Consider the following 15,164-nt stretch of genomic DNA (forward strand, 5'->3'; position numbering starts at 1 on the left):
CCTCAGACGCGCTCGAAGACCACGGCGATGCCTTGGCCGCCGCCAATGCACATGGTGGCCAGGGCGTAGCGGCCCTGAATGCGGTGCAGTTCATGGATGGCCTTGGTGGCGATGATCGCGCCGGTGGCGCCGACCGGGTGGCCGAGGGAGATACCTGAACCGTTCGGGTTGACCTTTTCCGGGTCGAAGCCGAGCTCGCGGGCTACAGCGCAGGCCTGGGCGGCGAAGGCTTCGTTGGACTCGATCACGTCCAAGTCCTGGATGCTCAGGCCGGTTTTTTCCAGCACCTTGCGGGTTGCCGGGATCGGGCCCAGGCCCATCAGCTCGGGCTCGACGCCGGCATGGGCGTAGCCCACCAGGCGTGCCAGCGGTTTCAGGCCCAGGCGGCGCACGGCGTCACCATTGGCCAACACCAGGCCGGCCGCGCCGTCGTTGATACCACTGGCATTGCCGGCGGTGACAGTGCCGTCTTTCTTGAATACCGTCTTCATGCCGGCCAACTGTTCAGCGGTGACATCGCCACGCACGTGCTCGTCGACGCTGAACTGTACGCTGCCTTTGCGGGTTTTCAGTTCCAGCGGGACGATCTGGCTGGTGAAGCGGCCTTCGGCAATGGCACGCGCGGCGCGACGCTGGCTGGTCAGGGCCAGTTCATCCTGCATTTCACGGGTGATGCCGTGTTTGGCCGAGACGTTTTCGGCCGTGATGCCCATGTGGAAGTGTTCGAAGGGGTCTTGCAGCACGCCGACCGTGTAGTCAATACCTTGCAGGTCGCCCATGCGTGCGCCCCAGCGGGCTTGTGGCAGCAGGTACGGGCCGCGGCTCATGGACTCGGCGCCCGCCGCCAGGGCCACATCGGTGTCGCCCAGCAGCAGGCACTGTGCCGCTGAGACAATGGCCTGCAGGCCCGAGCCGCACAGGCGGTTGACGTTGAAGGCTGGGGTTTCCTTGGGGATACCAGCGTTCATCGCTGCTACCCGCGCCAGGTAGGCATCACGAGGTTCGGTGGGGATCACGCTGCCCATCACCACATGGCCGATTTGCCCAGCGTCCACGCCCGCGCGTTCGATGGCGGCACGGGTCACGGCGGTGGCGAGGTCGGCCAGCGGCAGGTCCTTGAGGGAACCGCCAAAGCCACCAATGGCTGAACGGACGGCACTGACGACGTAAATTTCTGCGCTGCTCATAGGGGCTCCGATTGCGAAGGCATGGCGGGACCGGGCCTGGCTCTGCGAGAATGGCGGGCGATCCCTTCGTTCATCCGAGTCTAGGCAAAGGCTCTGCCAGAGCCTATGCCGGATCTGTTCAATCAACCTGGCACTTTTTGCCACTCAGCATAGACAGCGAAATCCGCCATGCGCGATAGCGATACGGTCGCCGTGTACTTCCTCGAAGCCATGCTTCATGCCCTGCGCGAACGCCCGGACGTGCGCGATGCACACCTGCGTGCGGTCGGCATCGACCCGCAACTGCTCGAGCAGCCCCAGGCACGCGTGCCGGCCAAGGCATTCGCTCAGCTGTGGCTGGCCCTGATTCAGCTATTGGACGACGAGTTTTTCTGCCTCGACAGCCACGGCATGCCGCTGGGCAGCTTTGCCCTGATCTGCCGTGGCCTGATTCAGGAGCCGAACCTGGAAAAGGCCTTGCGTCAGTGCATGGGCGGTTTTGGCCTGTTTCTGCGTGACCTGCGCGGCAGCCTCACGCTACGCGGCGGCAGGGCGGTGATCAGCGTGCAGTCGAGCATTGCCGACCCCTTGACCCGTGTGTATGCCGAAGAAACTTACCTGGTGCTGATGATCGGCTTGCTGTGCTGGCTGGCAGGGCGGCGCATCGCCATCGACCGCACCGAGCTTGCGGTATCGCGCCCTGCCCAGGACGATGACCTGCTGTTGTGGGGGCCTGACCTGCGCCTGGGCAGTGGGCGTACCGAAGTGGAGTTCGACAGTGCCTACCTGCGCCTGCCGGTGGTGCAGGACCTGCCAGCCTTGAAGACCTTTTTGCGCAGCGCCCCCCAAGGCCTGGTTATTCGCTTTCGCAACCAGAACGGCCTGGTGGCCGAGGTCTATCGCCACCTACGCGCACGCCGCTACGGGCAATGGCCGACGTTGGCCGCGTTGGCGCAGGTGCTGGGGGTCAGCGCCAGTACCTTCCGCCGTCAGCTGGAGCGGGAGGGGCGTTCGTACCAGCAGATAAAGGACGAAGTACGCCGGGCGATGGCCTTCGAGCACTTGCGCGAAGGGGCGCTGAGCATCGCCGAGGTTGCCGAGCAGGCCGGGTTCCAGGAGCCCAGTGCATTCCACCGGGCATTCAAGAAGTGGACTGGGCAGAGCCCCGGCAGCTATCGAGCCAAGTTGACCGGGCGCAGTGGCTAAGCCGACACCATCAGGCCGGCACCATCGCAAAGCCGACGCCGAAGCGGTTCCAGGCATTGATGGTGGCGATGGCCAGCGTCAGGTTGACCACTTCCTGCGGCTCGAAATGCGCTTGCAGCGCTTCGTATTCCGGTTGTGGCGCACCGCGCTCCGGCAGCCGGGTCAGGCACTCTACCCACGCCAGTGCGGCACGTTCACGCGCAGTGAAGTAGGCGGTTTCCTGCCACACGCTCAGCGTTTGCAGGCGTGCTTCGGTTTCGCCGGCCTGGCGTGCGTCATTGGCATGCATGTTGACGCAGTAGGCGCAGCCGTTGATCTGCGAAGCGCGCAGGCGCACCAATTCGAGCAGTGAATTCTCCAGGCCGCACTTGGCCAGGGCCTGTTCCAGGCCGACCATGGCTTTGTAGGCTTCCGGTGCGTGCTTGGCCCATTCAATACGTGTGTTCATGGTGTTCTCCAGAAGGTGTTGGGTGGACATGGCGCTACCTTAGCGCTGCGCAGCGATCAGCCCGATAGCCAATCGCACACTTTGCCCGGAGGCCAATCTGGGCATTCAGGTGGCCACTGAGGTGCATCCAATCTCTTCATTTCTGCCAAGGCCGGCAAGCCGGGATAATGGCCAGGTCTTGCAGAAGGAGTACCGACTCATGTCCGAAGAACGCTATATGCGCGAAGCACTCGAACTGGCCCGCACCAACATCCAGGCCGGTGGCCGGCCCTTTGCTGCGGTGCTGGTCTACCAGGGGCAGGTGGTGGCGCGCGCGGTCAACGAGATCCACAGCACCCAGGACCCGACCGCCCATGCCGAGATGCAGGCCATCCGCAAGGCTGCGCATGCCTTGGGCCAGGCTCGTCTGGACGGTGCCGAGGTTTACGCCAGCGGTCACCCGTGCCCGATGTGCCTGGCGGCCATGCACCTGTGCGGCATCGAGCGTGCCTGGTTCGCTTACGACAACGATGAAGGCGAGCCATTCGGCTTGTCCACGGCTGCGGTGTATGCGCAGATGGCTCGCCCACCGCAACAGCAGAGCCTGCCGTTGCGGCCGCTGAAACCCAGCGGCGAAGCCGGCCTGTACCTTGAGTGGAAGCAGGCCAACGCGCAATGAGAACTGCCTTGAATCTGTTGCTGGTGGTGCTGCTGGCGCTCAACTTGCGCCCGATCCTCACCAGCATCGGGCCGCTGCTCGAACCCATGCGCGCCAGCACCGGCCTGGGCTATCAGCAGGCCGCACTGCTAACCGCGCTGCCCGTGTTGTGCATGGGCCTGGTGCCGTTGTTGCAACCTTGGTTGCGGCGCTGGATCAGCGAACATGGCGGCATGCTCGCCGGCTTGTCGGCCATTGCGCTGGCGTGCTGGTGGCGCCTGCAACTGGACAGCGCCTGGGCATTGATTGCCAGCGCCGTGGTCGCGGGCCTCGGCGTGGCGGTGGTCCAGGGCATGATGCCGGGGTTGGTCAATCGCTGGTTCCCGACCCGCCTGGCTGGGGCCATGGGCATGTATTCCGCGGCCTTGATGAGTGGTGGTGGCCTGGCGGCGGTGCTTGGCCCGCATATCAGTGGGTACTTCGGCCATTGGCAGGCCGGGCTGGGCCTGTGGGCGATCCCGGCGCTTGTGGCGCTGCTGGCCTGGGCGTTGCTGCGGCCACGGCAGGCTACGCCGACACTGACGGGTGCCACGGGTGGGCATTGGTTCGGCACCCGCCGTGCCTGGTTGCTGGCGGTGTATTTCGGCCTGATCAATGGTGGCTATACCAGCATGGTCGCCTGGCTACCGGCCTATCACCTGGAGCACGGCGGGACCGCCCAGGGCGGTGGTGACCTGGTGGGGCTGATGACAATCTTCCAAGTTGCCGGCGCGCTGGGGCTGCCGTTGTTGCTGCGCCGCTGGGTCGACCGTCGGCCTGGGTTGTGGCTGGCGCTTTCGATTCAGCTGGCCGGCTTCCTTGGGCTGCTGCTGGCGCCCACGCTGAGCATGGGCGTGTGGGTGGCGATGATCGGCTTTGGCCTAGGGGCGTGTTTCAGTCAGAGCCTGACACTGACCCTGGAGCACCTGAAAACACCCGCTGAAGCGGGGAGCCTGGCGGCCTTTGTTCAAGGGATCGGCTTCATCATTACCGGGATCGTGCCGTACATCACGGGTTGGTTACGCGACGTCAGTGGCGACTTCCAAGCGTCGTGGGTGCTGTTGACCGTGACCGTGGTGGCGATGTTGCTGGTGACGGCCTGTTTCGCGCCCCGCGGCTATGCGGCAGCCATTGCCCGTTCGGCGCCAAACGGCCAGGCCGCATCGGTCAGCTAAGGCGCTGCAGGGTATCGCGAACACGGTCGATGGCAGGGTCGATGTCGAGCAGTTCGATGGCGCCGAAGCCCATTACCAGGCCAGGGCGCACAGGCACGTCACTGAAGAAGGGTGCCAGCGAGTAAAGGCCGACCTCCACCTTGCGTGCGAGGTTAGCCAGCAGTTCGACATCCACCCCCGGCTTGGCCAATGCGCTCAGGTGGAAACCGGCGCTGGCCGGCACGGCGCTGAACCAAGGCGCCAGGTCGCCGCCCAGGCGGGCGAGGATGCGCTCGCGGCGAGCACTGTAGACATCGTGACAGCGGCGGATGTGCTTGTTCAGGTGGCCCTCGCTGATGAAGCGCGCCAGCGCCCATTGCAGCAGGGTCGGGCTGTGCCAGTCGCTCAGGTGCTTGGCCACGCAGGCGGCCTTCAGCACCGCGGGCGGCAACACGGCGTAGCCCAGGCGCAGCTCCTGCAGCAGGGTCTTGGAGAAGGTCCCGACGTAGGCCACCAGGCCATGCCGGTCGAGGCGCTGCAAGGCGTCGGCGGGTGGCCCCTGGTAACGGAATTCGCAGTCGTAGTCGTCCTCGATGATCAACGCGCCAAGCTCGGCGGCGCGTGCCAGTAACGCCCGCCTGCGCGGCTCGCTCATCGGCATACCGAGGGGGAATTGGTGCGAGGGGGTCACGTAGATCAGCCGCGTGCCGTCGGCGATCTGCTCGACACACATCCCTTCATCATCCACCGGTACTGATTGCAGGCGTGCGCCCAAGGCCAGGAACAGTTGACGTGCAGGCGGGTAACCTGGGTCTTCCATGGCCACCGGGCAGCCGGGTTCGATCAGCACCCGGGCGATTAGGTCCAGCGCCTGTTGCGCGCCATTGCACACCAGCACGTCCGCTGCGTTGCAATGCACGCCGCGGGCGTAGGCGATGTGGTGGGCGATGGCTTCGCGCAGCTCAGGCAGCCCCTGGGCAGAGAACTGCCGCTCGGGGTGCCGCTGGCTGCGGCGCAGGGCGTAGTTCAGGCAGCTGCGCCATTGGTCGAACGGGAACTGCGTCTTGCTCGAGGCGCCGCCAACGAAGTCATAGCGCGACGGTGCTTGCAGTTGCGGCCTGCCCAGCACGGTCGCGCGTTGCTGCCAGCGTTCGAGGGAGGCTGCAGCCGCCAAGGGGATGGCCGTTGCCTCGTTCGAACGCAGGGGGTGGCGCGGCGTGATGAACGTGCCACGGCCGACCACGCCGCTGAGCAGGTTGTCATAGGTTAGCCTGGAGTAGGCCTCGGCCACGGTCTTGCGCGACACGCCCAGTTGTTCGGCCAGCAGCCGGGTGGGCGGCAATTGGCTGCCGGCTGCCAGGTGGCCACTGTCGATGCCCGCGCGCAGTTGCTGGTAGAGCTGGTCGGCGAGGCCTTTACGGCCTTCCAGGCGGATGTGCAGTTCCATGAAACGATCCGGTGCAGGGGAGTGCTGAGGATAGCGGATCGCACTTCGACGTACAGTGCCAATGCACCGCGTTGCGCCTACAAGCGTGCCGTGCTGACCGTGATGTAGCCTTTGTCGGGCAGGGCGATGCGTATCACCGTTTCATCGGCCGGTGCCTTGTGCTTTTGCTTGATACGCACCCCGTCAACCGCAGCCGCTCGCATCCGGTGGGTGATGGCGCGGCCACTGGCGTCGAAGAAGGCTTCGCTGGCCAGCAGCTCGATGCGCTCGATCAACTGGCGGGTGCGCTCGTCGGTGGCACAGAAGAACAGCACACCCGACAGGTGCGGGTCGTCATCAGGGTTGCTGACCTTGTGGGCCAGCAGTTCACGCAGGGTGTGGCGCAGTTCGGCGGTGGGGCGAGCGGACTGGTGCATGCGGGGGCCTCCTCTGGGTCGTCCAGAGGGGATCATGTTTTCAGCTGGCAGGCGCGACAAGTAGGGCATTTCTGACGTGGTTGTGGGGGATTTCTGAAAGTGTTCAGCCTTGGGATTTTCTGCGCTTATGAGATCGAGCGCCGCNNGCGGCGCTCGGTCTCCCAGGCGCTGCACATCTAACGTCATACCTATCCCGCTCCCAAACCCGCATCAACAATCTCAACCCAATGCCGCACCGGCGTGCGCCCGGCCCCAGCAAGGTGGGCCTGGCAACCGATGTTGGCGGTAACAATGACCTGCGGCATGCCGCTCTCCAAGGCCTTCAATCGATTGTCCCGCAACTGCCGCGACAGCTCAGGCTGGGTCAGCGAATAGGTCCCCGCCGACCCACAACACAAATGGCCATCCGGCACCGCGGTCAGGGTAAAACCGAGGCGAGTCAGCAGGCCTTCGACCGCGCCGCCAAGCTTGAGTGCGTGCTGTAAGGTGCACGGACAATGAAAGGCCACACGCTGCTCGGCGCACAGCCCAAGCTGCTCGACCGGCGCTTCGCACAGCACTTCCACCAGGTCGCGAGACAAGGCACTGACCCGCGCCGCCTTGGCGGCATACCGCGGGTCCGCCTCCAGCAAGTGGCCGTAATCGCGCACGAACGCGCCGCAGCCGCTGGCCGTTTGCACGATGGCTTCAGCCCCCGCTTCGATGGCCGGCCACCAGGCGTCGATGTTGCGCCGGGCGCGGTCCAGGCCTTGGGCCTGGGCATTGAGGTGGTAATCGACCGCACCACAGCAACCGGCTTCGCGAATCGGTTCGACGCTGATCCCCAACCGGTCCAGCACGCGCGCGGCAGCGGCGTTGGTATTGGGCGACAGCGCTGGCTGCACGCAGCCTTCGAGCAACAGCACCCGGCGCGCATGCCGTGGCACCGGCCGTACGCCGGGTGCGGTCACCCGGGCGGGCAGCTTGCTTTTCAGGGTTGCCGGCAGCACCGGGCGCAAGGCTTGCCCAGTGCGGCACAGGGCCTTGAACAGCGCAGGGCGCGGCACCACCGCCCGCAGCCCCCCCTGCAGCAGGCGCTGGCCAAGCGGGCGTGGCACTTGCTGTTCGACCACGGCGCGGCCGATGTCCAGCAAGTCGTGGTATTTCACGCCTGAAGGGCAGGTGGTTTCGCAATTGCGGCAGGTCAGGCAGCGGTCCAGGTGCAGTTGCGTGCTGGCGGTGATCGGTGCGCCTTCGAGCACTTGTTTGATCAGGTAGATGCGCCCGCGAGGGCCATCCAGCTCGTCGCCGAGCAACTGATAGGTGGGGCAGGTGGCCGTGCAGAAACCACAGTGCACGCAGCTACGCAGAATGCGTTCGGCCTCTTTCGCGCGGGGCAGGCGTTTGGCGGCTTCACTCAGGTTGGTTTGCATGGTATGCCCTCATAGGTCTGGGTACAGGCGGCCCGGGTTGAAGATGCCCCGGGGGTCGAGCTGCTGCTTGAGGGCTTTGTGGTAGCGCAGCAGGGCGGCGGGCAATGGTGCGCTGCTCTGTTCGCCAGGTGCGTAGCAAGTGGCATGGCCGCCGACGTTGGCAACCGCTGCGCGAATCGACTCCACTGGCGCGTTCGACTTCAGCCAGCGCTGCGCGCCGCCCCAGTCGATCAGTTGCCGCCCGGGCAGGTTCAGCTCACCGGTGGCGTTGGGCACGGACAGCCGCCACAGCGGTGCCGGGTCGTCAAAAAAAGCCAGGCGCTGCTCGCGCAGGTCGGTCCAGAAACAGCTGTCGAGCACGTCACCTCCCAGGCGTTGGCGTGCCGACTGCACCGAGCCTTCACCCCCTTCCAGGCGCAGGTACAGCGCCTCGCCGTCATGGCAGGCAGCGCTGATCGGCAGCGGCTGCTGGCCCCAGGCGGTAAGCGCCGCCAGCGCCTGGTGACGGTCCATCGGCAGGCATAGGCTTAGGCATTGGCGCGGGCGCGGCAGTACTTTCAGCGACACCTCGGTCAGCAGGCCAAGGCAACCGAAACTGCCGACCATTAGCCGCGAGACGTCATACCCGGCGACGTTCTTCATGACTTCACCCCCAAAACGCAGCAGTTTGCCGTGGCCAGTGATCACCCGGGTGCCGAGCACATGATCGCGCACCGCCCCGGCCCAGGGCCGGCGTGGCCCGGATAACCCCGCCGCAACGACCCCGCCGAGGGTCGCTTCGGGGCCGAGGTGCGGGGGCTCGCAAGGCAGCATCTGGCCAGCCTCGTGCAGTGCTGCCTCGACTTCCTGCAGCGGCGTGCCGGCGCGTGCGGTCAGCACCAGTTCGGTGGGGTCGTAGCTGACGATACCGCGATGGCCGCGGGTATCGATGACTTCTCCGGCGACCGGGCAGCCGAGCATGGCCTTGCTGTTGCCGCCCTGGATTCGCAGCGGTGTGCCCAGGTTCAGAGCCTGGTTGACCTGCTCCAGCAGGGCCTGGCTGATGTCGCAGTCCTTGCCCATCAGAAACGCTCCAGGTCGGGGAAGGGCAAGTGCCCGTGGTGCACGTGCATCGCGCCGAATTCAGCGCAGCGGTGCAGGGTGGGGATGTTCTTGCCAGGGTTGAGCAACCCTTGCGGGTCGAAGGCGGCCTTGACGGCGTGGAACAGGGTGATTTCGTCGCTGTTGAACTGCGCGCACATCTGGTTGATCTTCTCCCGCCCGACGCCGTGCTCGCCGGTGATGCTGCCGCCTACCTCCACGCACAGTTCGAGGATCTTGCCGCCAATGGCTTCGGCGCGTTCCAGTTCGCCGGGCAGGTTGGCATCGAACAGGATTAGCGGGTGCATGTTGCCATCGCCGGCATGGAACACATTGGCCACGCGCAAACCGTACTGTTCGGAGAGTGCGCTGATGCCCTTGAGTACGCGGGGCAACTCGCGGCGTGGGATGGTGCCATCCATGCAATAGTAGTCCGGTGAAATGCGCCCTACCGCGGGGAAGGCGTTCTTGCGCCCGGCCCAGAAGCGCGCGCGTTCTGCCTCGTCGCAGGCCAGCCGCACCTCGCGTGCGCCGACTTGGGTCAGTACGGCCGCGACCCGCTCGCAGTCGTCATGCACATCGGCTTCGACACCATCGAGTTCGCACAGCAGGATCGCCGCCGCATCCACGGGGTAGCCCGCGTGGATGAAGTCCTCGGCAGCGCGAATCGCCAGGTTGTCCATCATTTCCAGCCCGCCGGGGATGATCCCGGCGCCGATGATTTCGGCCACTGCCCTGCCGGCGTCCTCGACGCAGTCGAAGCTGGCGAGCAACACCCGCGCCACCTGGGGCTTGGGCAGCAGCTTGACGGTCACTTCGGTGATGATGCCGAGCATGCCTTCGGAGCCGGTGAACAGTGCTAGCAGGTCGAAACCGGGGCTGTCGAGGGCGTCGCTGCCCAGTGTCAGGCGTTCCCCCTCGACTGTGAGCATGTCCACCTTGAGCAGGTTGTGCACGGTTAAACCGTACTTGAGACAATGCACGCCCCCGGCATTTTCGGCCACGTTGCCGCCGATGGAGCAGGCGATTTGCGAAGACGGGTCGGGGGCGTAGTACAGGCCATGGGGCGCGGCAGCCTGGGAGATGGCCAGGTTGCGTACCCCGGGCTGAACACGGGCGAAGCGCCCCTCGCGGTTTATCTCGAGAATGCGGTTGAAGCGCGCCATTACCAGCAGGATGCCTTTGGCCAATGGCAGGGCACCCCCGGACAGGCCGGTGCCGGCACCGCGCGCCACCACCGGTACGCCACGTTGGTGGCAGAGCTGCAATAAGGTCTGAACCTGTTCCAGGCGTTCGGGCAGCACCACCAGCAGGGGCACCGTGCGGTAGGCGGAGAGGCCGTCACACTCGTAGGGTTTGAGGTCTTCTGCGCGATGAAGAATCGTCAGGTCCGGCAGCGCATCGCGCAGGGCCTTGAGCAGGGCGGGCAGGTCCACGTCAGGCAGCGCTCCATCGACCCGCTCGTCGTAGAGGATGTTCATGGGGCTCACTCGGCGGCAATTGTTATTGTCGTTGGAAGCGTATCACCCCTTCAGCCTGCGTGTGCCCGCAGCACACCCACGCCTGCTAAATCTGCGAAGAGAAGCAGGCGTGGGTGTGCTGAGTGCAAGGTTTCAATGATTTGCTACAGGGTCGTCCTGGGAGAGAATGGCCCGGGCCAGTTCTTCGTCATTGGCCTGCAGGCCGGGGTGGTCCTTGCGTGCCTGTTCCAGCGCCGATTCCACATAGGCGCCGCGGATAGCACCACCGCTAGCGACGAAGGCAGACAGCTCGTCACGGGCCGGGATGATCCGTTTATCGTCCTTGAAGGTCGAATACAGCGAAGCGGAAACACCGGCCGAGGTGGCCACGTCGCCCGCATCGACGCGGGCCAGGGCAGCACCGGCAGGCAGCAGGAGCAGCAGCGCGGGGGCGAGGAATAGGTGGCGCATAGTGTGTTCTCCAGTAGCGTCAAGCCCAAGGAAATAAACCACTCACTGAGTAAGAGCGCTTGTCTGTGCGAGTAGTTCAATCCTTGCCTGGGGACTGCCGCACGCGCGGGACATGCACGGTTTTGCGTCGTGGGTAGGAGCAGCCTTGTGCTGCGAAGAGGCCGGTGATGCCACACCAACTTTTGTGTTGCATTCACCGGCCTATTCGCAGCACAAGGCTGCTCCTACACAGCGTGCAAGATCAGGCCAACTGATACGTGGTTTTCACCCGGGTGAAGAACTGCCGTGCATGGGTGCCTTGCTCTCGTGAGCCCAGGCTTGATGCACCATTGCCACCAAATGGCACGTGGTAATCCACCCCTGCCGTGGGCAGGTTGACCATCACCATTCCCGCCGAACTGTTGCGTTTGAAATGCTCGGCATGGCGCAGCGACGTGGTGACGATCCCGGCCGACAAACCAAACGCGGTGTCCTCGGCAGCCGCAAACGCCTCCTCGTAGTCACGCACCTTGAGCACACTCAACACCGGGCCGAAGATTTCTTCGCGGTAGATGCGCATCTGCGGCGACACATCGGTGAACAGCGCGGGTGTGAACAGGTATGCCCCGTCCTTGTTGTCGATGCGCTCCCCGCCGCACACTAGCTTCGCGCCTTGTTCAAGGCCTGAGGCCACGTACGACAGGTTCTGCTCCAACTGCCGGCTATCGACCACGGGGCCTATGTCGGTGGTGGGCTGCAATGCGTCGCCCACGTTCAGCGCCCGGGTACGCTCGGCCAAGCGCGCCACGAAGGCGTCATGAATGCCGGCGGTGACGATCACCCGGGAGCTAGCCGTGCAGCGTTGGCCGGTGCTGTAGAACGAGCCGTTCAATGCAACCTCCACGGCCTGCTCCAGGTTCGCATCGTCCAGCACGATCAATGGGTTTTTGCCCCCCATCTCCAGTTGCACTTTCTTCATGCCATCGGCCGCCAGCCTGGCGATCTGCCGGCCGGTGTGCTCGGAGCCGGTGAAGCTGATGCCATCCACCAGCGGCGAGCGGATCAGGGTGTCACCCACGCTGCGGCCCGGCCCGATGAGCAGGTTGAACACACCGGCGGGCAAACCGGCCCGCGAGATGATTTCGGCCAGCGCCCAGGCCGAGGAGGGCACCAATTCGGCCGGTTTGAACACCACACAGTTGCCGAAACACAGGGCTGGGGCGATCTTCCAGGCCGGGATGGCGATCGGGAAGTTCCACGGCGCGATGATGGCGACCACGCCCAGCGGCTGAGTGAACACGTCGATGCCCACGTCCTGGCGCACCGACGGGTATTTCTCGCCTTCGGCGCGCAGGGCTTCCTGGGCGTAGAACTTGAACGAGCGGCCGGCACGCTCGACTTCGCCCAGAGCCTCACGCACCACCTTGCCTTCTTCGCGGGCCAGCAGCGTGGCCAGCTCTTCTCGGCGTGCGAGGATTTCGCTGCCGATAAAGTCCAGCGCATCGGCGCGTTGCTGCGGGTTGCTGCGCGCCCAAGCGGGAGCGGCGCGGCGGGCAGCAAGCAGGGCCTGTTCGGTCAGTGCCTGATCGGCGCGGGCGAAGCGCTCGACCACTTCGCTCGGGTTGGACGGGTTGCGGTTTTCCAGCACATCGCTGCCGCCTGGGGCGACGAATGCGCCGTCGACATAGCTGCTCTTGGTGACCAGGGTCATGCGATCCGGCTCCTTTTTACGTTGGCTTGGCGGGCGACGAAGTCGCTGATGTTGTCCACGGCGCTGTCCATCAATTGCTGCATGGCATCTTCACTGCTCCAGGCGATGTGCGGGTTGAGCAAGAAATCATCGCGCTCGATCAGCTGGAACAGCGGGTTGCTCGGGTGCAGCGGCTCGTGCTCGACCACATCCAGCGCCACACCGCCCAGGCGGCCGTCCCGTAGCGCCTGGATCAGCGCGGCTTCGTTGACCACGCCGCCACGGCCGGTGTTGACCACCAGGGCGTCGGGCTTCATCAGGGCCAGTTGTTCGGCACCAATGAGGTTGTAGGTGTCGGGCGTCAGCGGGCAGTTGATCGACAGCACGTCGCAGCTGCGCAGCAGTTCGGCCAGCGGTCGGCAGTCCGGCCCTTGGCGCTTGCCGCGACGGTCTTCGAACAGCACCTGCATGCCAAAGGCCCGCGCCAGGTGCGCCAGGCGCAGGGCGATCGGGCCGCTGCCGATGATTGCCAGTTGCTTGTCGCGCACATCACGGATGCGGTGGTTGAAGTAGATGTTCTGCTGCGGCTTCTCGCCGGCATGCACCTGGCGCATCAAACGCGTGAACGCGGCCGGGCGGCGGAACAGTTCGAGGATCATCGCCAGGCTGTGCTCGGCCACGGTGTTGGCGGCATAGCCCGGCACACTGGCCACTTCGATGCCATGGGCATCGCAGTAATCAACATCGACGATATCGCGGCCAGTGAGGGCCAGCGAAATCATCTTCAGTTTCGGCAAATGGCGCAGGTGTTCCTCACGCAGCGGCACGCTGCAGGTAAAGGCGATGGTTGCGTCCTTGAGGTGTTCGAGCACCTGCTCGGGGTGGGTGTAGGCAAACTGCTGCCAGGTGTGCTCGCAGGCCGGGTGCTTGAGGCGGGTGGAGGGCGCCAGGCCCTCGTCGTCGAGCAGTACGATATGTTCGCTCACGGTCCGTTTCCTTATTTTTTCTGGGCCGGCACGTAGCCGGCCGGGGCCATGGCCACCAGGCGACGGGTGAGGAAACCGGCGTCCTGATCATGGTCTTCGAGGGATTCCTTGCGGACCAGGGCGTCACGCACCATGTGCGCGCCAAAGAAGCGGAACGGCTCTGGCGGCAGCATTTTCATCTTCTGGTTGACCAGGCCGCAGTTGGCCCATTCGTCATTGGCATGCTCGACCAGCGACTTGATGATGCGGCTGGCAAACACGGTGGTGGCCACGCCATTGCCAGAGAAACCGATGCCGTAACTGATGTTCTGGTGGTGATCGAGGTAGCCGAAGTTCGGCAAGCCTTTCATGGCCCGGTCGATGGGGCCGGTCCAGCTGCTGACGACCGGTACATCGGCGAGTTGCGGGTACAGCCGGCGCAGCTCGGCAGCCACCTTGTCGGCAGCAGGGGAAGGCTTCTCGTAGAGGTTGCCGATGCGTCCGGCATAAGCGAACTGGCCCAGCGGCTTGCCGAAGACTACGCGGCCATCAGGGGTGTTGCGCCAGTAGTTGAGCACGGTGCGCGAGTCGGTCATGCATTCGCCGCGGCTGAAACCGATGGCATCGAGCTTGGCCTTGACGGGTGCTGTCGCCACCATGTCGCTGGACATGATCGCGATCATCCGGCGCAACTCCGGGAACTGCGCGCCCCAAGCGTTGAGTGCCAGCACCACGTGCTTGGCCTTCACATGGCCCTTGGCGGTGTGCACCACCGGGTTGGCGCCACGTTGCAGGTGGGTGAATGGCGATTTCTCGAAGATCTGCACGCCAAGCTTCAGCGCCACCCGGCGCAGGCCCCGCGCGAGCATGGCGGGCTGCACGGTGGCGGCGTTGGGGTCATAGATGCCACCCAGTACCAGCGGTGAGCCGACCCGCCCGCGAATGGTCTGGCGGTCAAGCTCTTGGAACGGGTTGACGTCTAGCTTTTGCAGGCCATCGGTCAGCACCCGCCAGGAGTTCATCTGGCGTTGGTTGGTGGCCGTCCACAACCAGCCATCCTTGCGGTACTGCGCGTCGATGCCGTGTTCCTGGCAGAAGCTGCCGATCTCGTCGATGGCCGACTCTGCAGCCTCGCAGATGCGCCGCGCCTCGACGTCGCCGCAAATGGTCCGTACCGACAGGTATTTGCCCCACCAGTTGGTGGCAACGCCGCCGTTACGGCCGCTTGCGCCTGAACCACAACGGTCGCGCTCGACGATGACGATGGTTTTTTCCGGGTGGGCCTGCTTCAGGCGGATGGCCGACCACAGGCCAAGGAAGCCACCGCCGACAATGCACACGTCGGCTTGAATCGAGTCCTGCAGGGCAGGGGCGAGGTCGCTGTCCAGGTCCAGCGCCTGGGCATACCAGAATCCACGGTACATGAGGGGTGCCTCTGAGCATGTTTGTCTTGTGTACACATGATGCTCAGTGCGACCGGGGCGCGATATTACAGTCATGACAATTGATAGGACGTGGGCGCGTGCCTGGAGGGGGCGTTCTGAAAACGCTTACATCTTGAGGGAATAAAACGGACGGCATGTTTTCGAGAGTT

General features: G+C 64.9%; 14 protein-coding genes. 3 read left to right on the forward strand and 11 right to left on the reverse strand.

The genetic code is table 11. The features are described from left to right. Window positions 1-2: 2 nt before the first annotated feature. On the reverse strand, window positions 3-1,187 hold the full coding sequence (locus tag MFF34_RS08065; protein WP_027593714.1) for an acetyl-CoA C-acyltransferase family protein: 1,185 nt from the start codon (window positions 1,185-1,187) through the stop codon (window positions 3-5). A 168-nt stretch (window positions 1,188-1,355) separates the two neighbouring features. Between MFF34_RS08065 and MFF34_RS08070 the strand changes: the two genes are divergently transcribed. Then, the gene (locus tag MFF34_RS08070; RefSeq protein WP_238212190.1) at window positions 1,356-2,372 is read left to right on the forward strand and encodes an AraC family transcriptional regulator; all 1,017 of its coding nucleotides are present in this window, start codon (window positions 1,356-1,358) and stop codon (window positions 2,370-2,372) included. Window positions 2,373-2,382: 10 nt separating this feature from the next. Here MFF34_RS08070 and MFF34_RS08075 read toward each other — a convergent pair whose 3' ends face one another. Continuing rightward, window positions 2,383-2,820: a carboxymuconolactone decarboxylase family protein gene (locus MFF34_RS08075; RefSeq protein WP_027593712.1), complete on the reverse strand. Its 438-nt coding sequence runs from the start codon at window positions 2,818-2,820 to the stop codon at window positions 2,383-2,385. A 199-nt stretch (window positions 2,821-3,019) separates the two neighbouring features. On the opposite strand from MFF34_RS08075, the gene MFF34_RS08080 reads away from it, so the two are divergent. Together MFF34_RS08080 and MFF34_RS08085 are read left to right on the forward strand one after the other, a co-directional pair. After that, the gene (locus MFF34_RS08080; protein ID WP_238212192.1) at window positions 3,020-3,478 is read left to right on the forward strand and encodes a nucleoside deaminase; all 459 of its coding nucleotides are present in this window, start codon (window positions 3,020-3,022) and stop codon (window positions 3,476-3,478) included. After that, window positions 3,475-4,671: a cyanate transporter gene (locus tag MFF34_RS08085; RefSeq protein WP_238212207.1), complete on the forward strand. Its 1,197-nt coding sequence runs from the start codon at window positions 3,475-3,477 to the stop codon at window positions 4,669-4,671. The genes MFF34_RS08080 and MFF34_RS08085 overlap by 4 nt, the downstream gene beginning before the upstream one ends. Here MFF34_RS08085 and MFF34_RS08090 read toward each other — a convergent pair. The 9 genes from MFF34_RS08090 to MFF34_RS08130 all read right to left on the reverse strand — a co-directional run bounded on the left by MFF34_RS08090 (window position 4,664) and on the right by MFF34_RS08130 (window position 14,994). Beyond that, window positions 4,664-6,097, reverse strand: coding sequence for a PLP-dependent aminotransferase family protein (locus MFF34_RS08090; RefSeq protein WP_238212216.1), 1,434 nt, complete (start codon window positions 6,095-6,097; stop codon window positions 4,664-4,666). The genes MFF34_RS08085 and MFF34_RS08090 overlap by 8 nt on opposite strands. Before the next feature lie 77 nt (window positions 6,098-6,174). Then, window positions 6,175-6,513, reverse strand: a complete 339-nt coding sequence (locus MFF34_RS08095; protein WP_027593708.1) for a hypothetical protein — start codon at window positions 6,511-6,513, stop codon at window positions 6,175-6,177. Between the two features lie 188 nt (window positions 6,514-6,701). After that, window positions 6,702-7,925: a glycolate oxidase subunit GlcF gene (glcF, locus tag MFF34_RS08100; RefSeq protein ID WP_238212218.1), complete on the reverse strand. Its 1,224-nt coding sequence runs from the start codon at window positions 7,923-7,925 to the stop codon at window positions 6,702-6,704. 9 nt (window positions 7,926-7,934) lie between these two features. After that, window positions 7,935-8,987 (reverse strand): glycolate oxidase subunit GlcE, encoded by a 1,053-nt coding sequence (glcE, locus tag MFF34_RS08105; RefSeq protein WP_238212220.1) that lies wholly within the window; start codon window positions 8,985-8,987, stop codon window positions 7,935-7,937. Further along, window positions 8,987-10,486: a glycolate oxidase subunit GlcD gene (gene glcD / locus MFF34_RS08110; RefSeq protein ID WP_238212222.1), complete on the reverse strand. Its 1,500-nt coding sequence runs from the start codon at window positions 10,484-10,486 to the stop codon at window positions 8,987-8,989. Before glcD ends, glcE begins: the two co-directional genes overlap by 1 nt. 132 nt (window positions 10,487-10,618) lie before the next feature. Further along, complete coding sequence (locus MFF34_RS08115; RefSeq protein WP_099429773.1) at window positions 10,619-10,936, reverse strand: DUF2388 domain-containing protein; 318 nt, start codon at window positions 10,934-10,936, stop codon at window positions 10,619-10,621. Between the two features lie 241 nt (window positions 10,937-11,177). Next, the gene (locus tag MFF34_RS08120; protein WP_238212224.1) at window positions 11,178-12,626 is read right to left on the reverse strand and encodes an aldehyde dehydrogenase family protein; all 1,449 of its coding nucleotides are present in this window, start codon (window positions 12,624-12,626) and stop codon (window positions 11,178-11,180) included. Further along, entirely contained in the window at window positions 12,623-13,591 is a 969-nt protein-coding gene (locus tag MFF34_RS08125; RefSeq protein WP_238212226.1) for an NAD(P)-dependent oxidoreductase, read from the reverse strand. The genes MFF34_RS08120 and MFF34_RS08125 overlap by 4 nt, the downstream gene beginning before the upstream one ends. Before the next feature lie 11 nt (window positions 13,592-13,602). Further along, window positions 13,603-14,994, reverse strand: a complete 1,392-nt coding sequence (locus tag MFF34_RS08130; RefSeq protein WP_027593701.1) for an FAD-binding oxidoreductase — start codon at window positions 14,992-14,994, stop codon at window positions 13,603-13,605. Between the last annotated feature and the right edge of the window lie 170 nt (window positions 14,995-15,164).

The organism is Pseudomonas sp. PAGU 2196 (assembly GCF_022179005.1).
GTDB lineage: Bacteria > Pseudomonadota > Gammaproteobacteria > Pseudomonadales > Pseudomonadaceae > Aquipseudomonas > Aquipseudomonas kermanshahensis.